This is a genomic window from Acidisarcina polymorpha (assembly GCF_003330725.1).
GTDB lineage: Bacteria > Acidobacteriota > Terriglobia > Terriglobales > Acidobacteriaceae > Acidisarcina > Acidisarcina polymorpha.
Genome location: NZ_CP030840.1, coordinates 4,750,656 through 4,771,986, shown reverse-complemented (window position 1 = coordinate 4,771,986; position 21,331 = coordinate 4,750,656). Strand labels below are relative to the sequence as shown.

18 protein-coding genes are annotated in these 21,331 nt (G+C 57.5%); 9 read left to right on the top strand and 9 right to left on the bottom strand.

What is annotated here, in order from left to right:
- Window positions 1-3: 3 nt before the first annotated feature.
- A complete protein-coding gene (locus ACPOL_RS20125) occupies window positions 4-1,320 on the bottom strand; it encodes a TCR/Tet family MFS transporter (protein WP_114208640.1) in 1,317 nt (438 codons plus the stop codon).
- 187 nt (window positions 1,321-1,507) lie between these two features.
- On the opposite strand from ACPOL_RS20125, the gene ftsY reads away from it, so the two are divergent.
- Genes ftsY through ACPOL_RS20110 form a run of 3 tightly spaced genes read left to right on the top strand, consistent with a single transcriptional unit; the run spans window position 1,508 to window position 4,344 of the window.
- Entirely contained in the window at window positions 1,508-2,461 is a 954-nt protein-coding gene (ftsY, locus tag ACPOL_RS20120; protein ID WP_114208639.1) for a signal recognition particle-docking protein FtsY, read from the top strand.
- Window positions 2,454-3,662 (top strand): bifunctional diaminohydroxyphosphoribosylaminopyrimidine deaminase/5-amino-6-(5-phosphoribosylamino)uracil reductase RibD, encoded by a 1,209-nt coding sequence (gene ribD, locus ACPOL_RS20115; protein ID WP_236656912.1) that lies wholly within the window; start codon window positions 2,454-2,456, stop codon window positions 3,660-3,662. Before ftsY ends, ribD begins: the two co-directional genes overlap by 8 nt.
- A 4-nt stretch (window positions 3,663-3,666) precedes the next feature.
- On the top strand, window positions 3,667-4,344 hold the full coding sequence (locus ACPOL_RS20110; RefSeq protein WP_114208637.1) for a riboflavin synthase: 678 nt from the start codon (window positions 3,667-3,669) through the stop codon (window positions 4,342-4,344).
- A 27-nt stretch (window positions 4,345-4,371) separates the two neighbouring features.
- Here ACPOL_RS20110 and ACPOL_RS20105 read toward each other — a convergent pair whose 3' ends face one another.
- Window positions 4,372-5,991 (bottom strand): DHA2 family efflux MFS transporter permease subunit, encoded by a 1,620-nt coding sequence (locus ACPOL_RS20105; RefSeq protein WP_338026684.1) that lies wholly within the window; start codon window positions 5,989-5,991, stop codon window positions 4,372-4,374.
- 76 nt (window positions 5,992-6,067) lie between these two features.
- Here ACPOL_RS20105 and ACPOL_RS20100 point away from each other — a divergent pair, with 76 nt between their 5' ends.
- Complete coding sequence (locus ACPOL_RS20100) at window positions 6,068-6,685, top strand: TetR/AcrR family transcriptional regulator (RefSeq protein ID WP_161557464.1); 618 nt, start codon at window positions 6,068-6,070, stop codon at window positions 6,683-6,685.
- A 65-nt stretch (window positions 6,686-6,750) separates the two neighbouring features.
- Here the strand turns inward: ACPOL_RS20100 and ACPOL_RS20095 are convergent, their stop codons facing one another.
- Window positions 6,751-7,293 (bottom strand): DinB family protein, encoded by a 543-nt coding sequence (locus ACPOL_RS20095; protein ID WP_114208635.1) that lies wholly within the window; start codon window positions 7,291-7,293, stop codon window positions 6,751-6,753.
- A 249-nt stretch (window positions 7,294-7,542) separates the two neighbouring features.
- Between ACPOL_RS20095 and ACPOL_RS20090 the strand changes: the two genes are divergently transcribed.
- Both ACPOL_RS20090 and ACPOL_RS20085 read left to right on the top strand, forming a co-directional pair.
- Window positions 7,543-8,955 (top strand): alkaline phosphatase family protein, encoded by a 1,413-nt coding sequence (locus ACPOL_RS20090; RefSeq protein WP_114208634.1) that lies wholly within the window; start codon window positions 7,543-7,545, stop codon window positions 8,953-8,955.
- 376 nt (window positions 8,956-9,331) lie between these two features.
- Window positions 9,332-10,813 carry a hypothetical protein gene (locus ACPOL_RS20085; RefSeq protein WP_150133073.1) on the top strand — a complete coding sequence of 494 codons (1,482 nt, stop codon included), beginning with the start codon at window positions 9,332-9,334 and terminating at the stop codon, window positions 10,811-10,813.
- Between the two features lie 67 nt (window positions 10,814-10,880).
- Here the strand turns inward: ACPOL_RS20085 and ACPOL_RS20080 are convergent, their stop codons facing one another.
- A complete protein-coding gene (locus ACPOL_RS20080) occupies window positions 10,881-12,065 on the bottom strand; it encodes a M23 family metallopeptidase (RefSeq protein ID WP_114208632.1) in 1,185 nt (394 codons plus the stop codon).
- A 66-nt stretch (window positions 12,066-12,131) separates the two neighbouring features.
- Window positions 12,132-12,536 (bottom strand): VOC family protein, encoded by a 405-nt coding sequence (locus tag ACPOL_RS20075; protein ID WP_114208631.1) that lies wholly within the window; start codon window positions 12,534-12,536, stop codon window positions 12,132-12,134.
- Window positions 12,537-12,645: 109 nt separating this feature from the next.
- Here ACPOL_RS20075 and ACPOL_RS20070 point away from each other — a divergent pair, with 109 nt between their 5' ends.
- Complete coding sequence (locus ACPOL_RS20070) at window positions 12,646-13,449, top strand: AraC family transcriptional regulator (protein WP_114208630.1); 804 nt, start codon at window positions 12,646-12,648, stop codon at window positions 13,447-13,449.
- 82 nt (window positions 13,450-13,531) lie between these two features.
- Here the strand turns inward: ACPOL_RS20070 and ACPOL_RS20065 are convergent, their stop codons facing one another.
- Window positions 13,532-14,227 carry a MarC family protein gene (locus tag ACPOL_RS20065; protein WP_236656911.1) on the bottom strand — a complete coding sequence of 232 codons (696 nt, stop codon included), beginning with the start codon at window positions 14,225-14,227 and terminating at the stop codon, window positions 13,532-13,534.
- A gap of 135 nt (window positions 14,228-14,362) precedes the next feature.
- Between ACPOL_RS20065 and ACPOL_RS20060 the strand changes: the two genes are divergently transcribed.
- Entirely contained in the window at window positions 14,363-14,848 is a 486-nt protein-coding gene (locus tag ACPOL_RS20060) for a winged helix-turn-helix domain-containing protein (RefSeq protein WP_236656910.1), read from the top strand.
- A 296-nt stretch (window positions 14,849-15,144) separates the two neighbouring features.
- Here the strand turns inward: ACPOL_RS20060 and ACPOL_RS20055 are convergent, their stop codons facing one another.
- Window positions 15,145-15,561, bottom strand: a complete 417-nt coding sequence (locus tag ACPOL_RS20055; protein WP_150133072.1) for a hypothetical protein — start codon at window positions 15,559-15,561, stop codon at window positions 15,145-15,147.
- Window positions 15,562-15,863: 302 nt separating this feature from the next.
- Between ACPOL_RS20055 and ACPOL_RS20050 the strand changes: the two genes are divergently transcribed.
- Window positions 15,864-16,805, top strand: coding sequence for a branched-chain amino acid transaminase (locus ACPOL_RS20050; RefSeq protein WP_114208627.1), 942 nt, complete (start codon window positions 15,864-15,866; stop codon window positions 16,803-16,805).
- Between the two features lie 72 nt (window positions 16,806-16,877).
- On the opposite strand, the gene ACPOL_RS20045 is transcribed toward ACPOL_RS20050, so the two are convergent.
- Entirely contained in the window at window positions 16,878-18,002 is a 1,125-nt protein-coding gene (locus tag ACPOL_RS20045; protein WP_161557463.1) for a DUF3466 family protein, read from the bottom strand.
- Window positions 18,003-18,082: 80 nt separating this feature from the next.
- A complete protein-coding gene (locus ACPOL_RS20040; protein WP_161557462.1) occupies window positions 18,083-21,199 on the bottom strand; it encodes an MBG domain-containing protein in 3,117 nt (1,038 codons plus the stop codon).
- Window positions 21,200-21,331: the final 132 nt, after the last annotated feature.

Genomic DNA, 21,331 nt, shown 5'->3' with positions numbered 1-21,331 from the left:
CAGCTAGGTGGTACGCGTTTGCCGAATGACGATCATCAAGCCAAGCCCAGCGACCAGCATGGCCGCCGCCAGGAAAAAAGGCGTCCCCGGCAGCTGGACCGGGGCATGAAGGCCGATCGATTTGCTGAAAACGTAGGTAAACAGTCCGGGGCCGAAGAGGCCCGCGATACCGCGCAGACTATTCACGGCGCCCTGGAGTTGTCCCTGTTCCGAGGGGCCGATCTCGTGAGACATGATGCTCTGGGCGGACGGCCATGCGAAAGACATCATGTTCAGAAATGGGATTGCCGCCCAGAAAAGCACACCGGTGGCGGAGAGCCCGAACATGGAGTAACCAACCGCCCCGCCGACAAACCCCAGGACCATTGCCTTGCGTTCGCCAAGCCACGCCACCACGGGTTTGACGAGCAACGCGCCGTAAACTCCAGAAAAGATCCCGACCAACGCCAGCGAGAGACCTACCGTTCTGTCGGTCCAGTGATACCGGTAATCAGCGTAGATGACGTAGACGTTCATCAAGGATTGTTGGGCGATATAGCCAAGCAGCAGTAAGCCGGCGATGCCGAGCAGGACGCGATTACGGCTCAACAATGAAAGCGATCCAACCGGGTTCGCGCGCTTCCAGGAGAAGGGACTGCGATGTTCTTTGGCAAGCGACTCCGGCAGGATGAAGAGGCCATACATCCCGTTAATCAGGCTTAATCCGCCGGCGACCCAGAAAGGCAATCGGGGATTCACGTTGCCTAATACTCCACCAAGCGCCGGCCCGAGCACAAAGCCCATCCCAAAGGCCGCATTCAACATGCCGAAGGCGGCAGCGCGTTTTTCCCGCGGCGTGACGTCCGCCATGTAGGCCATGGCCGTGGGTATGCTCGATGCAGTCAACCCGGAGATGACGCGACCAACGAAGAGCCAGTCGAGTGCAGGCGCCCAGGCCATGAGCATGTAATCGAAGCCGAGTCCAAAATTCGAGAGCAGCACCACCGGACGACGCCCAAAGCGGTCCGACAACGAGCCCAATACCGGAGAGAAGAAAAATTGCATTGCCGCAAAGAGGGTGCCGAAGATCCCCAGCATCTGGGCGGCATTCACGGTGTCGCCGTTGAGGAAGTTCGTAATCAGCCGCGGCAGCACCGGGGCTATCATCCCCATCGCCAACATGTCCAGCGCCACCGTCAAGAAGATAAACGTGGCGGCGGCGCGACGCCCTTTGGGGATTTGCGGTGTAGGCAATGGGCCGTCGACGCCCACCAGGAACTCCGGCTCCGTCGCCAGCGGATCCGGCAATACTTCTTGAGCGTCGTCGCGGGGGGTCGCCATGGCTTGTCGCCAAGTTTAACTGACCATTGGCCCGACCGAATTCTTTTCAGCGCGAGATTCTTTCGATAAGAACGGCAATCGAGAGGAATTTCTGCTCGGCGCACGCTGCTCTCGCGATTGGCTCCACGTGCAGATTGCTAAACTCAATTAAGCGGACAAACCGGCCGCAAAGGAACCTCCGCTTCGCATGATTCAAACCCTTTTTGGCAGCCTGAACGAACCCGAGAAGAAATCGATCTTCGACCGCATGAAACAGGCGGTCACTAAGACTCGCGACAGCCTGGGCGAAAAAATTGAAGGCGTCATCGCCCTCACCCGCGAAGTCGACGAGAGCTCCCTCGAAGAACTCGAAATGGTGCTGATCTCGTCCGACATTGGGGTCGCCACCAGCAGCGAGGTCATTACCGCGCTCCGCGAACGAGCCAAGCGGCAAGGCATCCGGGACGGCGCTGAGTTAAAGCAATTATTGAAGGATCATCTCAAAGCCATTCTTGATGAACACCAGAAACCCACCGCCAAAATCGCCCCTCCGCTGGTCATTATGCTGGTCGGCGTGAACGGCACCGGAAAAACCACCACCACCGGCAAGCTCGCGGCCTACTTTCGCCGGGACGCAAAAACGGTGCTACTCTGCGCGGCCGATACCTTCCGCGCGGCCGCGATCGAGCAGCTCCAAGTCTGGGGCGAACGCAGCGGCGTCGAGATGATCAAGACCAAGCAGGGGGGCGATCCGTCGGCTGTGCTCTACGACGCCATGCAGGCGGCTAAAGCGCGTTCCACCGATGTGCTGATCGTAGACACCGCCGGCCGGCTGCACACCAAGAACAGCCTGATGGCGGAACTCGACAAGATGCGCCGGACCGCGCAGCGTATTGTGCCGTCGGCTCCTCATGAGGTGCTGCTGGTCATGGACGCCACCACCGGTCAGAATGGGCTGCAGCAGGCCCGGCTTTTTACTGAATCCGCCGGAGTCACCGGCATCGTTTTGACCAAGCTTGACGGCACGGCCAAAGGCGGCATCGCCATCGCCATCGCCCGCGAGCTGAATCTGCCCGTCCGCTACGTGGGTGTCGGCGAGAAGATCGATGACCTGCTGCCTTTCGATAGCGAGGCCTTTGTGGAGTCGATGATTGGTGGTTGACCTCTCCTCTAAATCCCCGGAAAGCCGGCATGAACATTGGATGGCGCAAGCCCTCACCTTGGCAGGTCGAGGCGTAGGGCTGGCTTCGCCTAACCCCACAGTTGGTTGTGTCATTGTGCAAGATGGACGCCTGATCGGGACGGGTTTTCACGAATATGAGCGTCGAGATCACGCCGAAGTCGTCGCACTCCGCGAAGCTGGCGAGCTTGCCCGCGGCGCAACTGCTTATGTGACTCTCGAACCATGTTCGCATTACGGACGAACCGGCCCATGCGCCGACGCTCTGATCGCGGCCGGCGTCGGCAGCGTCGTAGTCGCCACCGCCGATGCAAATCCGACCGTCCATGGCCGGGGGATGGAGAGGCTTCGGCAAGCCGGGATTGATGTCACGGTCGGGATCCTGGAGACTTCCGCCCGGCGATTGAACGATGCCTTTGCCAAATACATCTCGACCGGCTTCCCCTACGTGACCATTAAATCCGCTATGACGCTGGACGGCCGCATCGCCCCACCGGCTTCTTCCCGGATCAGAGGAGAAATTGCCTGGATTACAGGGCCGGAATCGCGGCAGCAGGTTCAGTTGCTGCGACACTCGGTCGATGCTGTGATTACCGGCATCGGCACCGTCCTCAGTGACGATCCGCTGCTCACTGATCGCAGCGGCCTTCCGCGGCGGCGGCCATTGTTGCGGATCGTGCTTGATTCCGAACTGCGTCTGCCGCTGGAATCGAAGCTGGTGCAGTCGGCGAAAGACGATCTGCTCGTCATTTGCACCAACCCATGCCTTCAGACTGGGGCGCACGCTAGTGCAAATTCCCAAATCCATGAACAACGCATCGCCGCTCTCGCCGCAGCCGGAGTGACCGTCAAGCAGATCATTCCTGATCCTGGCAAGACATCTCCCGCACTGCCCGAGCTACTCCGCCAATTAGGCGAGATGCAAATCACCAGCGTCATGGTGGAGGCGGGATCGGGAGTCAACGCCAGCTTTCTTGACGCTGCTTTGGTGGATCGTCTTTTTCTCTTTTACGCGCCGTCGATGCTCGGAGCCGACGGTCTACCCTTGATCGAGAAGGCCCCGTCACAGAAGCCAGGTGTCCGCGATTTTACGCTGCATCGCTACGGCAGCGACTTCGCCTTCGAAGGCCGGCTGACCGATCCCTGGCCAGTTCAAAGTAATCTTCCTGATCGTTTACTCTGAGAGTATGTTCACCGGCCTGATCGAAACTACCGGCTCCATCGTCTCCGTCGAGCAGCGCGCAGGATCGCAGCGGATCGCCATTGACGCTCCTGGCCTGGCCTCGAAGCTGCACGTCGGGGACAGCATAGCGGTGAGTGGCGTCTGCCTAACGGCGCTCGATATCGCCCCTCCGCTGTTTCACGCCGACCTGGCGGCAGAAACCGTCGCTCGCACTTCCCTGACGGCGCTCGCACCAGGATCCGCAGTCAATCTCGAACTACCGACCCCGGCGGGTACTCCGCTGGGGGGACATGTCGTTCAAGGCCACGTGGACGGCACTGGCACACTGCTGTCGCTGGCGCAAATCGATGCTGGAGCCAATTCGGAGGTGGCGGATTGGTGGCTCCGGATCGCAGTCCCGGAAGGTATCTCACGCTACGTGGTTGAAAAAGGCTCGATCGCGATAGAAGGCATCAGCCTAACGGTTGCCAGGTTCGATCGCGGAACTCAGGAAGGCGACATCGTGAGCGTCGCAATTATTCCCCACACCTATGCCTCAACCAATCTTCACACGCTCAAAGCAGGCCAGCCTGTGAACCTTGAGGCTGACGTGTTGATCAAGTTTGCCGAGGAGCGCCTACAGCGGCAACAACAGAATGCAGACGACATTACCCTCGAGTTTCTGGTCGCCAACGGCTATTAGCCGAGCGCCTGGCTAGAGCTCGAGTGATCAGTGACCACCCGCAGACCCTCCCCCGGGCCGGAAGCTGCGAGTCATGAACGCGAGCGGAATGCCGATCAGCGAAAACACCGCCATCATGCGAAAGCAGTCCATATATCCCAGCATGCTTGCCTGTTGATTGAGTTGGTTATAGAGCATACCTTGTGCGTGCTGCGATGCATTTGCGTGGGAAAAACCCAGATGTTCGAAGCTCTTGGTGAGCGCGTCGATACGCGCGTGAAACAGCGGCGATGCGCTGTCGGCTGTGCGCGAGAGCCGGTCGCTGTTCAGGTCGGTGCGGCGCTCGTGAACGGTGGTTATAAACGCTACCCCGAAGCTGCCACCCCAGTTTCGAAACAGATTGGTAAGGCTCGAGCCCTTGTTGTTCTTAGCCGGCGGCAGATAGGAATAGGCGAGCACACTCACCGGGACAAACAGAAAAGCGTAGCCGAAGCCCTGGAGCGCACGCGCCAGTGCGAAATGAAAGTAGTCGGTTTGTAAGGTAAAGCTGCTGTAGTAGAACATCGACGCCGAGACGACAGCGAAACTGAAAGCAATCAGCCAGCGCGGCTTCACTTTTCCTTTCTGCGTCAGGATGGCGACCATTGGCGCAAGCACGGTGATGACTGCCGCTCCCGGGCCCAGCACCAGCCCCGCATCGGTCGCGGTATACCCATAGAGACTTTGCAGCAGTTCGGGAATCATGGTTGTGCTGCCGAATAGGACAAAGCCGAAGAGGAAATAAAAGACATTGGAAATGGCGAAATTGCGCTCACTAAGCAGAGCAAGTTCGACGACCGGATCCGGAGTTCGTAACTCCCACCAGATGGCGAAGCCAAGCGCAAGAATCGCCGCGATAAACATGCCGGAGATGAAGCGGCTGCCAAACCAGTCGTCGATCTGACCGCGATCCAAGACCACTTCTAAGCAGGCAAAACCAAGCGCGATCAGAGTAATGCCGATGTAGTCGATACGAAGTCTACCCAGTCGTTTTGCTTCGGCAACTTCGGCTTTGAAAGCCGGAGGATCGCTCACGAGCCGGTTGGTAAGAAATAAAGAGATGAGACCGATTGGGACATTGATGAAGAATACCCAACGCCACGAAAAGCTGTCCGTGATCCAGCCACCCAACGGAGGCCCGATTGCTGGAGCCGTCACGATGGCGACGCTGTAGAGAGCGAAGGCAGCCGCTCGCTTCGTAGCTGGAAAGGTGTCGACCAGGATTGCTTGCTCGACGGGAGCGAGGCCGCCTCCGCCGATCCCCTGCAGAACGCGGAAGATCACTAGAAAATTTAAGCTCGGAGCGATGCCGCAAAGAAACGACGTGGCGGTGAAAAGTCCCACGCTGATCATGTAGTAGCGCTTCCGCCCGAAGACCCGGCTCAACCACGCGCTCATCGGCAAAACGACCGCGTTCGCAACCAGGTAGGACGTCAGTACCCAGGTTGTCTCATCGAAGCTGCGCCCAAGTCCTCCCGCGATATGTGGCAAGGACACGTTTGCAATTGAGGTGTCTAGCAGTTCCATGAACGTGGCCAGAGTCACCGTCAGAGCCACGGCCCAAGGATTCACTTGTTTCGCACCCCCAACCGCGGGAGCAGCGACAACTTCCATCGTCGTGGTAGCCAATTGAAGTGAATCCTCTCGAATAAGGATGTTTCCTGAGACCGATCGGTCGCATCTAATTGCGAGAAGGAGTGCAGTGATGGTGAAGACTGGTTCTTCCCTTAAGAAGGGCGATCAAACAAGGCGGCGGATCATTGAGAAGTCCGCGCCTATTTTCAACCAGCACGGGTACGCTGGTACTTCTATGTCCGAGTTAATGGCTGCGACCGGTCTGGAAAAGGGCGGCATCTATCGCCACTTCAAGAGCAAGCGATCGCTTGCAGGGGCGGCGTTTGATTACGCGTGGGAGGCGGTGAAGATCCCCCGCCACCAGGGCATCGAGAGCTGCACCAGCAGCCTGGAAAAGCTCTTGCTGCTCGTCAGAAATTTTGTAGAAGAGCCAGTCAAGGCGATTCCGGGAGGCTGCCCTCTGCTCAATACCGCAGTTGACAGTGACGACGGAGATTCGTTGCTGCGCAGCAAAGTCAGTTCCGCACTCGCTCAGTGGCGGGCGAAGATCTCCGGATTAGTGCGAGAGGGACAGAGGGATGGCGAGCTGCGCAAGGAGGTCGATCCCGACTCTGTCGCCGTTCTGTTGATCGCGAGCCTTGAAGGCTCGGTCATGATGAGCCGTCTGGAAAAATCTCGCGAGCCGCTGCGTACTGTTGGAAAACATCTCGGCGAGTATCTGGCGTCGCTCGCGGTCCGGACTGATTGATAGTGCCCGATTTTTGTAAAAAAGGAGTTATACAAGCTCCGTGAAACCATGATCGTCCAGACCGGTTATCCGGAGCTGTGTCCGGAACAGTGCAGCACGCCAAGATATTGATTCCAGGGTCCGACCGCTTCCCTGTTTTGGTGGGCGATGACTCTCGAGATCTGATGTAAGTGCGTCAAGTCATGAGTCGCCCAGGTCGCTAGTAGCTGAGCGAGAGTCACCTCTCCGAAAACAGGGTGCCGTCCACGCAGGTTGAGATCCTCTCGGCTAAGACTGAGCGCCCCCAGTTGAACCAGATTTTCCGAGCGCAGTTGAGCGAACTCATCCAGTAGTCCATCGAGTGACCTGCCTTGATCTTCGCGTAGATACCTCATGCGGTCGAATGGCTCAAATTCCCGCTTGTTGCCGTACTGCAAAATCATCTTCGCCCGTGGCATCCAATTCACCTTCTCCCCATCGATCAGGTGACCAATGACGTCAACGACACTCCATGTCTCTTCTCCTTCATTTGCCGACGTCCATATGCCTGGGAGGTCTCTTAAGAGCGCGTCGAGCGTCCTGGGGGTACGTGAGAGTAGAGCGATCGACTGGACGAGATCATTTTCCATCGGCCTGTTTCACTTCGAAGAGATGACTACAGCACCCGATTGTACCTTCTCTCAATAGGCAAATGGCGGCCCTCAACCTGATTTCCCCTTCCGATTAGCTCTGTCTGGCATCGACATCTTGGCCTACTGAGAAAGAGCGGGATTATTCACCGGCTATTCACCCTTTCGTAGCTGGCATGGCGATACTGGACTGGTGCGTGGATCCCATCCGCCACGATCCCTGGGCCACGCCATAAGGAGCATTTCCCTATGAGCATCAATCGCAGAGATTTCCTGCGCCGGGCCGCATCGGTGTCCGCGGCGGCAGCAATCGCGCCGGCCGTTGCCGACGCTCACCTGGCGGCAGAGGCGCAGACTGCTACCCCGCTTCCTTCCCCCGGCGCCTCGGGTATAGACCACATCGTGATCGTGATGATGGAAAACCGGAGCTTTGATCATCTGCTGGGCTGGCTACCCGGCAGCAATGGACGCCAGGCAGGCCTGGTGTATCAGGATAGCCAGGGGATCGGGCATCCGACTCAGCGTCTGACTGACTTCGTCGGCTGTGCCCATCCCGATCCGGACCACTCTTATACGGGCGGCCGTTCAGAGGTCAATGGCGGCAAAATGGACGGCTGGCTGCGCACGACCACGAACGATAATTTCTGCATCGGCTACTACACCGAAGACCAGCTTCCCTTCCTGAGTGGGTTTGCCCGCAATTTCACCACACTCGACAATTACTTCGCATCGATCCTAGGGCCTACATTTCCCAATCGCATCTTTTCCTATGCGGGACAAACCGATCGCCTGTCGAATACCGTCGACCTTTCCGATCTGCCGACGATTTTTGACAGCTTGCAGCACGCAGGCGTCAGCTGCAAATACTATTTTTCGAACGTCCCGTTTCTGGCCCTGTGGGGTCTGAAATACGTAGATATTTCAGGCATCTACGATGAATTCTTGCTAGACGCCTTCTTCGGCAACCTTCCCTCTGTGAGCTTCCTCGACCCAAAATACACGATCCTAGACGATGGAGAAGGAAACGATGACCATCCTCATGCCGACATTCGCGCCGGCGAGGCCTTCCTGAGCCAGGTCTATCATGCGCTGTCGCGAAGCCCGGTGTGGAAGAACACCGTGTTGGTGGTGAATCGCGATGAATGGGGTGGATTTTACGATACGGTCCCGCCTCCACGGGCCGCGGCACCCAATCAGGTTGATACCGACCTGGTGAATGGCAAAGCTCTGCTTGGATGCCGGGTGCCGGTCGTGGTCGCGTCGCCTTTCAGCAGCGGAACTCCAGCCAAACCTCGCATCAACTCGTTAGTGTATGACCACACATCGGTGCTCAAACTGATCGAATGGCGCTTCGGCCTGGCGCCGCTCACCCGCCGCGATGCCTCGAACGATGTCGCCAATCTGGCTTACGCCCTGGATTTTCAAAATCCCAACTTCCATCCACCATCGCTGCCCGAGCCGAGCGCCCCTGCACCGACGCCTTGCGGACTGGAGAGCATCCTTCCGCTTACCGCAGAGGCGGCCCCCCTTACCAGCACACAGCGTGAACTGGCGGGGAAAGACAACGAGAGTTATGACTTCTACGATCTGCTGGTGAGCGAGCGCACAAATGGCTGGCCCATTCCCTCTACGGTCAAACCATTCACCAGACCGAAATCGTAACCCGGTCGATCAGAGTGATCCTCAGTCAGGGGATCACTCTCTTCTCAATGAGGGAGTGAAAGCTCCCTCATGCTGCCGACCACCTTTCCGCAATCTGCCCCCCACGCAACTTCGCTACACCGGTTGACCAAAGACCGGAACCGGAGCGAAATCCCCGCCTGAAAGTTGCTTAGCGGCCAACCAGATTCTGCTTCCAACTCCTGGCTCATTCAGGATTAGCCAACTCTCGGCCCACAAGAATACCGCTCCTTTGCGGAATTTTCGACGACATCCCGGTGTTAACTCGATGGGGATATACCTGCAGGCAGGAGAGCAGCGCGGTCTCTTCGTGGCTCAGAATGCTGCCGCAACAAGTTCGAGGGGAAGGACCGTCTTTATGCCAAAACTCACGCTTTTTGCCTACCAGACCGGTGAACAATACATCACGAAAGCAGCGCTCATCGCAGATCGCAGCATGGAGGTTGAGATCAGCCCGGGAACAGAAAGCATGTACGCCATGTATGAAGAAGCAGCCGCAGCCCGTAAGATGAGCACTCTCGATCTCTTTGCGTCCAGATTCAATCGGCAATTCGGTAGCGAGGCCGAGGTCAAGACCCACCTCCGGCCGATACTTCAGAACCAGGCAGCGCAGATGGCGAACTTTCTGCAATCCGGGATTCCCACCAATCACTACAAGCGCGATCGCGTATCGGTGGTGGCTGATACCGAGCGAGGCGGGAAGGTGCGCGGTTCAACGGATGCGGCAGTTGCGCCGTTTCTGGAGGATCCCGTGCGTGCTCAACGGCGCCTGCACGCAGCAATCGCTGCCAGCGTGCCAGAGAGTCGATCACGAGGCGAACTCCGCGACTTTTACCTCAAGCAGGGTTTTTCTCAGGACGAGAAGTACGTGTTGCTCTGGGGTAGAAGCTCCGGACGGACAAATGCCGCCGGACCGCACCTTGACACCAACCCAACCATGCTCGCGCAGATGATGGTGTCGATACGGGAGATGGAGCCGGATCGCAAGCTTGTCTTGATTGGCGACCCGGTAAATATCCCCGGCGCTGTTGGAGGCACATCTGTCCCTCATGCGGACATGAATTTGTTTCAATACTGGCGTTCGAAAGACTGGCCCGGAGGCAAGGACATGGCGTCGCAGATGTTCTTCCTGGCCCTGATCCAAAGTCATCATCCCGAGACCGTAAGTGTCGGCACAAACAGCGGGATTCTGGAGCTTCCCCATCTGATGGGCATGCGTACGATCTACCTGGAAAATAAGCATGACCATGACCGCAAAGGTCTTCGTTGGCAGAAGAAACTGGAAATGACAAATATTGATCGCCTATCCACGACCGCTGCCACGGAATTGTGGGGGCGCAAAAACGTGCTTTTTGAGGAAGTCCGGGAGTGGCTGGGCTCGCGGATGCCAGGAGCCTACCCGAGCGAGGAGCAGGCTGCCTTTCTAAGCCAATTGAAGGAACTCGCTTCCTTGGACGAAGGCACGAAGCAGCCCGGCCAAACGAGGCCTTTTGCACAGAAGCTCGCGGACGTCTCAAGCAGCTGGGCGCGTTCCCGCTCGGAACACTTCACCGGATCCAACTCGACCAGCGGGGCGGCCTTGGCGAAGATGAATGACAGCTTATTGAAGGACAAGTTGACAAGGGATGAACTCGATCGTTTTCGGAAGATTTGGCAGGAGGGTCTGGATCGAGAGACGTCAGGACGAAGTCAGGAGGCATGGCGAAGTGTCTTGGTAGACCAGCAGCAGGAGGGGACACCGATCGCCGCGGATGAGACCGACTTCAATCCGCCGGTGAATGTGGCCCGGCCGCGAAGCCCAAGTTCAACGATGCCTGGAGCATTTCCTGAAGGGTCCTGACGGTCCACGCTTCGCCCCAGGGTCCTTAGCTCTCGGCACCCTTGACCGCTCCAGGCGATCGCAGCCGTCACCTCGAAGCAGCAAACGACACCACTAGTTGATCGAGCGGGAGTGCTTCCTTGACCGTGTGGGGCGGGGGGATCGCCGTAATCGGCACGGGAACTCCCTTTTCTTCCGCTTCATCGAAGGCCTCGGTCCCGGGAGTCTTCCCCGTCACCTCGAATTGATCGATTTCATAGGGAAGACCATTTGCAGTGAGCGATGACGGCCCGTCCATGACCTGGAAATGAAGATGCGGAGCGAGCGAGTTACCGGTATTCCCAACCAGCCCAAGCACCTGACCGCGTTTGACTCGTTCACCCGGATGGACCTTGATGCTCCCCGGCTGCATATGCGCGTAAAGCGCGTACTGCTGGTTTCCGAGATCGAGAATCACCGAGTTCCCGTCAGCCTCATCGAGCGAAATACGAGTTGGATATTTTCCCGGAACCTGTTCCGCCTGCCCCTCGGTAATAGAACTAACACTTCCATCGGCAACCGCCAACGCCTCTTGGCCAAAAATCGTATAGCTCTTCGGGTCTTCTTTGGGGCCCGAGTAGATGCGATCCTGCGAATCCATCTGTTCCCAATCGACGGCGAAGCGCTGCCCCAGCCAGACTCGACCATTAATTGGCAGAGCGGCCCGGGTATGACGGCTTGCATCGCAGCAGGAGTCAGCCGAGATGTACCGTTCCCCACGCAGCGGCGGGCCGATGACGGCGACCTTACGATGATCGACTTCGCTCACTCCACCGCTCTCAGTCATTTCTTCGCTGCCCGGCGGAGCCGCCGCGACCCGCATCGTTATCCGATGGGAGAGCTGTTTCGGAATCGGCGCGCCCGTGTCTAATGCAACGTGGAGAAAGAGGAGCCCTTGCGCACTCTTTGCCAGTGTCCCGGTCGGCGCCCGCGTCCCCGCAGGTTGCAGCCGGCTTGCGATCGCGCCGGCATCCAGCCGCTGAAGGGCAGCTCCGTCGCCCAGCACTTCCACGCTCTTTAACGCGACATCGCCGCTGCTGAAGTTCTCCAGCCAAAGCTCATACACCAGATGAACCCGGCCATCTGACCCCAGGAAGGGCACCGGCGCATCCTGTACGGAGAGGATCAGCGGAGTCATCTGCGCTGTCGGAGTGCCCGCAAGACATGCTTGCCCGCTGACTCCGGCAATGACCGCCAAGACTAACCCAGCCCACAAACCTGAGCGAATATGCATCACCCGTACTTATATACTGCAAATGCTTAGCGCTGGGGGTAAATCCAATCAGAAATCTCGTGAGCTTCAGTTCTTCAGCTCAGGATGTTCTGAGATGCTCAGAATATTCCCGTCCGGGTCTTTAAACCAGGCGACCTTTGCGCCAGTGGGTGAAGTCCAGACGTTCAGCTCATCCTGATCCATACCCGGATAGCGCTCAAAGCGAACTCCGGCTTGTGCCAAATCCTTAACGGCTTCGGTAATCTCCGGGACTTGCCAACCCAGAACCGTGCCATGGGCCGGCGGGATTTCTTTGGCCATTCCCAGTCGAAGCATGATGCCATTGGCGTCAAAGACCAGTGCGAACGGCGGTTCTTCCATTACCAGCTGCAGTCCCAGCGTATCGCGATAGAAGACCTTCGCGCGGTTTACGTCAACGATAGAAACGAATCCGATGATGTTGTACTTGCCAAGTCCGGAGCGTTGTGACATGCGGCCATCATGAACTCAATCGCCGGTTGTCGCAAGAGTGCTGTTACGCCATAATGTACCTCAATTGCGACACAGCAATGTTTTGACGAAATACGATCCGAAGCGGGGCGTGTCTGTTGCAACGCTCGCTTACGAGTACCCTTCCAGGTTTCAGGTGCCAGAACACGCACATGGGTCGGATCAACTGATCTATGCGATCAGCGGCCTCATGGAAGTCTCTTCCGGTCAGAGCATCTGGGTGATTCCGCCGCATTTTGCGCTTTGGATCCCAGCACGGACCCGTCACCGGATTCACATGGCGGGCCCAGTTTCGATGCGCACGCTTTATCTAAGAGCGGGCCTGACTGCGCGATTAGAGCCGCGTTGTTGCGCCGTGCTGCACGTCACACCTCTGCTGCGAGAACTCATCGTCGAGACCGTGCGCCTGGGTCAACTTCGTGTACGGAATCGCTACGAGTATGCTCTTCGCGACCTGCTGATTTCCCAGCTTCAGCGCGCCTCCCCGCTACCAACGTTTGTGACGATGCCACGAGAAGCGAGGGCGCTTGCTATAGCTCAGAGAATCTTGCGGGATCCGGCTGAGTCGAAGGCGATGGCGGCTCTATGCGCCGAAGTGGGCGTCAGCGTCAGGACGATTGAGAGGGTCTTTCTCAAGGAGCTCGGCATCGGCTTTGAATCTTGGCGACGACAGGTTCGGTTGACCAAAGCCGTGGAGCTGCTGGTTTCGGGTTCCTCCATCAAGGAGGTAGCCTACACGGTCGGCTATTGTCAGCCGAGTGCTTTTGTAGAAATGTTCCGCCGGACCTTGGGAACAACTCCGAAGGCATGGATTATCGCTTTAGAAAGCCTTGGCCATGAATCCACAAACTCGCACACAAGCCTTCCTTTGCCGCCACTTCCGCGGAGCCTGTAAAGAGGGCTTTGGGGGGGCACTTCCCTCACCATCGCCTGGACTTCCCAACTCCATGAGAATGGTTGAGGGCTGGGCCTTAGATTTAATCTCCCACCTGTTTGGCAATGACGCCCAGATCGGTCAGTCCATTCACAAAGAATTGCACGGCGAGCGCCATCAGCAGCAGGCCCATGATTCTGACGAGGATACGAATGCCGGTCTCGCCGAGAATTTTTCGCACCCGGTCGGCGCCATTCAACACGAAGTAGCTAGCGGTCGCGGTCAGAGCAATCGATCCCAGGATCGCCGCCATCTCCCACGCCTTCTGCGCCTGCCCTACCAGCACCATGACGCTTGAGATCGCACCCGGCCCTGCCAGCATCGGGATGCCGAGCGGCACGATGCCCGCGTCTTCCTTGGCTGCGCCTTCTTCCGCCTCGTCTGAAGACTCCTGCGTCGGCGAACGCTTTGCCTCCAGCATGTCGATGCCGATCAGAAGCAGAATCAGGCCGCCGGCAATTTCGAAGGCCGGCAGCTTGATCCCGAACATTTTGAAGATCGTCTGGCCGGCAATGGCAAACGAGGTCAGCATGATGAAACAGGTCAGCGATCCCCGCAAAGCCATTCGCCGGCGGCGGCGCGCATCCGCTCCTGCAGTGATCGCAATGAAGGTTGGAATGGCGGCAAAGGGATCGACCAGGAAAAAGATGGAGCTCAACGCCAGCAATGAGAACCGCACGTAATTCGAGTGCTGAAAGTTCAGCACTGCGCTCGCCGAGTTGAGGATCACTGCCAGCACCTATCCCAATATATCTGCCGGATCATGATTCGCGGCAGGCTCTCCTGCTCAGCGAGCACCAGTGACCATCGTCTAACACCTTTGTGGGACAGCGTTCCCTATGCATCAGCGCTACGATTGCTGGGGGTGTATTGTATGAGGTTTGCTCCATCTCAGCACTCCGGACCGCCTTCTCCGCACCGCATCTATCGGATCTATCGCTTCGGGCGCTTCGAGTTGCAAACTCGTTCCGGCGAGTTGCTTCGAAATGGGCATCGGATCCGTTTACAGGAGCAGCCTCGACGCATTCTCTCCGTGCTTCTGGAGAATGCCGGAGATCTGGTGGAACGCGACCAACTGCACCAGTCGCTATGGCCCGCGGACACCTTTGTCGATTTCGATATCGGGCTCAACGCAGCAATGCGCAAGCTCCGCATCGCCCTCGATGAGCGAATCAAGAATCCTCTCTTCATCGAGACTCTTTCCCGTCGCGGCTACCGGTTTATAGCACCGGTCGCTGTCTTCGAAGTGGACGCGGCTCAACAGCCTCCACAGCTGTTCCCCGCCGGAGCCTGGCTGGCAGCGGTTGAATCGGCGAACACGCGCTCCACGATTGCGCCGCGAGCTATCTCTCCACGTTGAGTTTACTGCGACTTGCGCAACGTTGTGGACCTGAGATATCCGCCATCATTGATACGCATTATCTTGACTAAGGGATATTGGTCATTCATCGCTTTCCGTTGCCGGTGGCAAAGTAGCCTTTGAAATCCATGCAGGCAGCTGGTTGGGAACCCCGTCACCAGAGAAGACGGCTCTCATCTGAGCCACGTAACGTCGCGCTTCGCAGCGAGGGCCTTCTAATCCAGTTTGCTAATTACTGGTTTAAGAAGGCCCTTGAGAATGGTTCACCGAGAAAGCCTCAGGACGTTGGCGCGCCTTCACCGTGTGCCACTGACCGCGACTTCGACGACCTGTGAGCTGTTTAAAGCTTCCATCTGCTTGTGGACGTGCTTTCCCACGACTGCGTCAAGCTGAGTGTTGCTGCCGGCTGTCCTGACCTGAGCAAGGGCATACTCGCCATCCTCCCGCTTAAAGACCAGGCTTGATTGGCTTGCGGGTTGCTTGGCATAGTCCCTGTTGGTAAGCATACTGGCGGTCTTTCCGTTCCTTGCCGTAAGAAAAACGACCGGGCCGGACTGGCGCACGATGTAGCGTCCGGCTTCGAGATTCGCGCTCCGAACGGTGAAGTCGAACGGGATGTTGATGGCCCAGGACTGCTGCTGCAATGACTGCGCGGAGGCGGAAAGGCTGAGGATCGAAACTGCAGATGCGAGGGTAATATGTGCAATTCTCATGGTGTTGCTCCTTGTGTCGCGCTTGAAACTACCCGCGAGCAACTCCATAATCGGCCCACTCTCTCACCGCAACAATGAACTCCGAGTGAACTAAAAATTATCAATTTATGATCCGCTAAGCTGCTCCGCTTGAACGGTTAACGCGTTCCCGTCTCGTAAACTGAACTTGCGGACAAGGCCTTCATTTCTCCCTTTTCCGTCTAGCCGCAGGTGCGCCGACACTTGGAATTGCGCCACTGGAAATGTGGGACGTGCGTGGCGATATAATCAGGCATCAAGAGTAAGCGAGGAGCCCCCACGAAATGCCCATTCAGCCCACTGCGAATATCTGGCATAACGGAACGTTGATCCCTTGGGAGAAGGCCCAGATTCACGTCATGAGCCACGTCATCCACTATGGCTCCTCGGTCTTTGAAGGAATTCGATGCTATTCCCAGCCCCAGGGCGCCGCCATTTTCCGGCTTCCCGAGCACATGCAGCGGCTGCTGGACTCGGCCAAGATCTACCGCATGGATCTACCCTACTCGCTCGATCAGCTCTGTACCGGTGTCGTCGATCTGGTAGAGGCGAACGAGATCGCTCCCTGCTATATTCGCCCGATTGCGCTGCGCGGGTATGGGGAGATTGGCGTCAATCCAAAGGGCTCTCCGATCGATGTCTATGTCGCCAACTTTCCCTGGGGAAAGTACGTGCCCGGCGACGATGGCGCTGACGTCTGCATCTCCTCCTGGAATCGGGCTGCTCCGAACACGCTGCCCTCGCTCGCCAAGGCGGGTGGCGGTTATTTGAACTCTCAGCTGATCCGCATGGAAGCTGATGTCAATGGATACGTTGAGGGCATCGCACTTGATGTCAACGGATACCTCTCCGAGGGTTCCGGCGAAAACCTCTTTCTGGTCCGCAATGGCGTCATCTACACCACGCCACTGACCAACTCGGTGCTCTCAGGGATCACCCGTGACTCTATCTTGACATTGGCCCGCCACCTCGGCATCCCGGTCATCGAGCAGGCAATGCCTCGCGAGTTGCTCTACATCGCCGACGAAGTCTTCTTTACCGGGACCGCGGCCGAAGTGACGCCGATCCGTTCGGTCGACCGCATTCTCGTCGCTGACGGAGGAACGGGACCGATCACTCGCCAGCTTGGGGATGAGTTCTTCGGCATCGCCAACGGACTTCGCCCGGACCGCTTCGGCTGGCTCACCCCTGTCAAAGTGAACGCGGACCAGCCCGTCGGCGTCTAGGCTCCGCCGCTTGGGGCGAAGCCGTTGGACACTTCGGCTACGATTCACTCCCGGCAGACAAGCAGAATGGCCTCACTCCTTCGGAGCCAAGGAGGTAGCTCGAAGCGCCGCTGAAGAAACCTGCGGAAGAAGAAGAAACGAGTGGATGCCGTCGCGGTAATATCCTCGGCCCAGAATTTCTCCAGCGTCGTTGATGCGCGACGCAACCAGCAATAGCCAACCGGAATGCGGAGGAATCATCTCATTGAGATTCTGGAGTGTTCCGTGCTCCCACAAGAAAGCCCGTTGCTTACCATCCGCGATTTCAGAGCTTCCGACAATCTGCGTGTGGATATTGATATCAAGCGCAGTACTGACCGAATCATCTGCATCTTCGCCGACGGAACCGAGATCGACGACTTTTTCATCCCTCCACAAAACTCCGTGGGCAATGCCATGGGCCAAATCGCATGATCCAATCACTTCACCACTGTCATTGATGGCTTGAGCGGAACAGAACGTGCTACCCGGCGGGTCTGGCAGCTGCCGCATTTTGCTGGATGCTTTCTCCCACACAAAGGCGTGGAGTTTACCGTTGGGCGTGGTGTTCGCCTCGCCAACAACGGTGCTCCGGTTATTGATATCGCGGGCTTTGCTGTAATCGCCCGCGGCTAAAACGCCCAAATCCACCGGCGTACGATTATGCCAAAGGACGGCGTGATAGGCGCCACCGCTAACCTGTGCTTCACCTACAATCTCTCCCGCTGCATTGTTTGCGGTCGCGTCGGAAGCTTTGCCATTCAGGGGAGGCAGAATCTCGGGATGCTGTCCCGGCTTCCAGCGAAAGGCGCGAGTGAAGCGCATATCTCCAGACGCTTGCACCAGACCCACTACCGTTTCGTCATTGCTGATGTCCGCGGGAAAGACGAGGGGAAAGTCGCGCAGGCCGGGGATCTCCACTGCATGTGTGGTTTGCAGGAGGAACGCCTGGATATCATTTCCGTTGGTGGATCGCCACAAAGCAACATCACCCCGCGCATTTAATCCGGGTGTATCGACAAGAGTACGGACCAGTGACGGACCCAAATCGAGAACTTTGTACCTGGGAGGCGCGCTCTGACCTAAACAGTGGGTCAAGGCCGAAGACGCACCTAGCGACCAGAGCACAACACACGTGGACCGCATTATGGTGCGGGTAAAATGAGTAGTGCTGAACATCGGTTCCTCCGGGAAACGACTTCCCTGTCTCAGGACAATCTCAATCCAGCGCCGATTGCACAGCAACATCGTACTTGGTCTCAGCCGGCCGAGTAACTCCAATCGAGAATCCTCTGTACGGCGCTATTGCCGCCGGTACCGCCGGTGAAGCCGAAGTAGGCGGTAGCGCCTCCGACGATGGCCGGGATATTCACGGTGTAAGCCTGGGTTGCGGAGGTCTTGGTCACCGAATCAGTGATCGTCACGGTGAGGGTGATCCCGTTGTAGGCAAGTTGGACGTGGAACGGATCTCCGCTATGCAGGTTGACCTCATTCGTCGGCAGGTTGGTGGCGGGGACCGTAGGCGTTGCGCCATCGGTATACAGTCCGGTGGAGTCCTGCCCTTCGCCCGCATTGTTGTGCAGGTCGAACTTGATCGCGACGCTCTTGCCGATGCCGGTATAGCCCAGTCCGCTCCCGCCCGTCCCGAGAGCTGTCCGGCCATTTCCCTGGATGGTGAAAGTCATGCCATCGGCATTCGGATCGGTAATCTGGAAGTCAAAGCTGGCAGTAAACTGCTGCACATTCAATGGAGCGTTGAAGAATGCGCTGCGCGACTCACCGGCCAGTCCGTCGGTGAGCAGGAGACTGGTTCCGCTCACCGTCGCACCCCCGTTCAGCGTCGATGAATACGAGGAGAACGCCTGCGAGCCTGCCTGAGGCGTATAGGTCCAGTTGAGGATGTCCTGGATTGCGCTCAGCCCCCCGGTCGCGCCGGTGAACCCGACATACGCATTCGCGCCGCCGACGATTGCAGGGATGTTGACTGTGTAGGTCTGGGTCGCGGATGCTCGAGTCACCGTATCGGTGATCACCACCGTCAAGGTCGTGCCATTGTAGGAGAGCTGGGCGCGAAACACATCGCCGCTATGCAGGTTGATTCCGGTCGTCGAAAGATTGATCGCCGGCACCGTCGGAGCCGCGCCGTTGATGTACATGCCGGTCGAGTCCGTTCCTTCGCCGGCACTGTTGAACAGGTCAAACTTTACGGCCACGCTCTTGCCGATCGTCTGATAGCCGAGGCTGCCGCCATCGACACCCAAAGCTGTCGAACCAACCCCCTGGATAGCAAACGTAAACCCATTGGCCGACGGATCGGTGAGCAGGAATTCAAATTGGGTGCTGAACGCTTGCACATTCACCAGGTCGCGGAAGAACGCGCTGCTCGCCTCCTTCAAACCACCATTGGTCAGACGAAGTTTGCCTCCGGTGAAAACCGCTTCGCCATTCAAGGCCATTTCCGTACCCTGAAATCCAGTAGGATAATTCGGCACCGTACCGACGGACGGTGGTATAACCGTCAGCGTTCCGGAATTGATGTCCACCTGATACTTCGAGGCCGAACTGCCCGTCACCGTTGCCGTGATCGGATAGGTGCCTGGCGCTGAGTTCGCACCCGCCGTCGTGCTGTAGTTGATCTCAATTGTCTTCCCCACCGTGTCGCCGTTGACCAACCCCGTCACGCTTGAGGTAAAGGCTGGCAACGCTGAACCCTCCACCATGCTGGCGTTGTTCACTCGCACGGTTAAGGTCGGTTTTACGGGCGACTTCAACAGACCATAGACCACCAGTTGCCCGGAAGCCACCTGCCTTCCTGTCGATAGCGGCCCGAAGGTGGCGACATACAGCTTCCCGTTGGCGACTACCGGCGGCACGAACTTCGCGAATAGACCAACCTCGTCGCGGCTGTCATTGAACTTGTCGGACCACAGAAGCTGAAGCGTATCCGCATTGAATGCATACAACACACCTTGCACGACGCTTGTAAAAGCGCTGGCGACATAGGGCGTCGAAGCCCATATGATTCCGTTCGTTCCGCCGTCGGCGGAAATTGAAAGAAAGCCGCCAGGCATGGCGCCGGAGATGTGGGTGGTGGGCGCGGTCATCGTGCTCTTGGCGAAAGGCGTCGCGTCCAATAAGCCGCCCGCCGCATTGAATCGGTACCCACGCAGAAAGTCGTTCTCTCCCCACACATAAGTCGATGGTCCATGTGCCGCGCTATCGAAGTACACCGGCGTGCCGTGGATGTGGCTCGTCCCATAACCAAAGATCGCTTGAAACTCCTGCGTCACTTGGTCCTCGGAAGCGTGGAACTTCCCTAGATCGTTAGGGTTAGTCAAGTAGAGGATACCCTGCTTGCCGCCCGTAAGAACATACTGAGTTCGTCCAGGATTGTTGGCATCAGGCACCAGCAAGACACCACCTGAAGCGAGATCCTGATCGCCAGCAGTAAGAGCGGCTTCGTTCTTCGGAGTAAAGTAGTCGAGTAGTTGTAAGGAAGGTGAAAGCTTGATCAGACTCTCGCCGGTTTGCACAAGCTTGTTCGGAGTGATACCGAAGTCGCCGTTGCCTGTAGACATATACAGATCGCCGTTCTGATCGATGGCAGGCGCTGCGCCGGCCATCCAGATGCCCCCCCCATAGCCGATGGGAGTATTTACGAAGACTCCATTCTGATCCAGGTTAGAGGCGTTATAGGAGAGAAGCCAGCCATGCCACGGGCCGTGATCGCCGTTCGCACCAAGGCCGAAGTACACATTCCCGTTGGCCAATGCCAGACTGGAACGCTGAGTTTGTATTTGGGGATTGAGCACCAGGGGAGTGTTTCTATCCGCGTCCTTGTAACTCGCGGTGATTTGTTTCGGACTACCGAGTACCCGATCCCCGTTGATGATGTCCAGTGCCTCGAGGACATAATGATGGGATGTTGATCCGTTTACCGTGCTGTCTTGCCCGTGAACGAGATACATGATCCTGGTTGCTGGATCGATAACTGGCGTCGACAAAATTCCAATGGGAGAGATTCGCGCAAGGACGGAGCCAACTTCCACCTCCCCGGTGTTGATCGGTGTACCCAGATTTCTAGTCCACAAACGCGCGCCGGTATCCGCATCCAGCGCATAGACAGTGTTGTTCATGGTCGCGACATAAACGACATTATGGGTGCCACCGACTATCGGTAGGTTGGAAACATAGAGGGGTTGCGCGTACACCTCTCCATCGACGTTAACCGTGAAGAGCTTGCCAAACTGAGAACTATTCACGTTTGCCGGAGATAAGGTGCTCTCTTGCAGGTTTGCTCCGGTCCGCGCATTGTTAAAGTTGCGCGTATAGACATTCACCTGAGCACTCATGATGCCGCACAGCAGCGCTGGCAACAGCGCACCCGAGACTAGGGCACTTCTCCAAAACCGCTGCAAGCCCCGTTTGATTTGCTTCCCACTTTGAAAGGAAAACCCAGGACATTCAGAAGTGATTAAAAATAATTCGCCTGCCGATTTCATCTGAAA

Excerpts from the sequence above, each read along its gene's own strand:
- ACPOL_RS20080 (WP_114208632.1), bottom strand. The coding sequence starts at position 12,065 with ATGCATATTCGCTCAGGTTTGTGGGCTGGGTTAGTCTTGGCGGTCATT.
- ACPOL_RS20060 (WP_236656910.1), top strand. The coding sequence starts at position 14,363 with ATGAGGTTTGCTCCATCTCAGCACTCCGGACCGCCTTCTCCGCACCGC.
- ACPOL_RS20110 (WP_114208637.1), top strand. The coding sequence starts at position 3,667 with ATGTTCACCGGCCTGATCGAAACTACCGGCTCCATCGTCTCCGTCGAG.
- ACPOL_RS20125 (WP_114208640.1), bottom strand. The coding sequence starts at position 1,320 with ATGGCGACCCCCCGCGACGACGCTCAAGAAGTATTGCCGGATCCGCTG.
- ACPOL_RS20100 (WP_161557464.1), top strand. The coding sequence starts at position 6,068 with ATGGTGAAGACTGGTTCTTCCCTTAAGAAGGGCGATCAAACAAGGCGG.
- ACPOL_RS20045 (WP_161557463.1), bottom strand. The coding sequence starts at position 18,002 with ATGTTCAGCACTACTCATTTTACCCGCACCATAATGCGGTCCACGTGT.
- ACPOL_RS20075 (WP_114208631.1), bottom strand. The coding sequence starts at position 12,536 with ATGTCACAACGCTCCGGACTTGGCAAGTACAACATCATCGGATTCGTT.
- ACPOL_RS20090 (WP_114208634.1), top strand. The coding sequence starts at position 7,543 with ATGAGCATCAATCGCAGAGATTTCCTGCGCCGGGCCGCATCGGTGTCC.
- ACPOL_RS20055 (WP_150133072.1), bottom strand. The coding sequence starts at position 15,561 with ATGAGAATTGCACATATTACCCTCGCATCTGCAGTTTCGATCCTCAGC.
- ACPOL_RS20085 (WP_150133073.1), top strand. The coding sequence starts at position 9,332 with ATGCCAAAACTCACGCTTTTTGCCTACCAGACCGGTGAACAATACATC.
- ACPOL_RS20050 (WP_114208627.1), top strand. The coding sequence starts at position 15,864 with ATGCCCATTCAGCCCACTGCGAATATCTGGCATAACGGAACGTTGATC.
- ftsY (WP_114208639.1), top strand. The coding sequence starts at position 1,508 with ATGATTCAAACCCTTTTTGGCAGCCTGAACGAACCCGAGAAGAAATCG.
- ACPOL_RS20095 (WP_114208635.1), bottom strand. The coding sequence starts at position 7,293 with ATGGAAAATGATCTCGTCCAGTCGATCGCTCTACTCTCACGTACCCCC.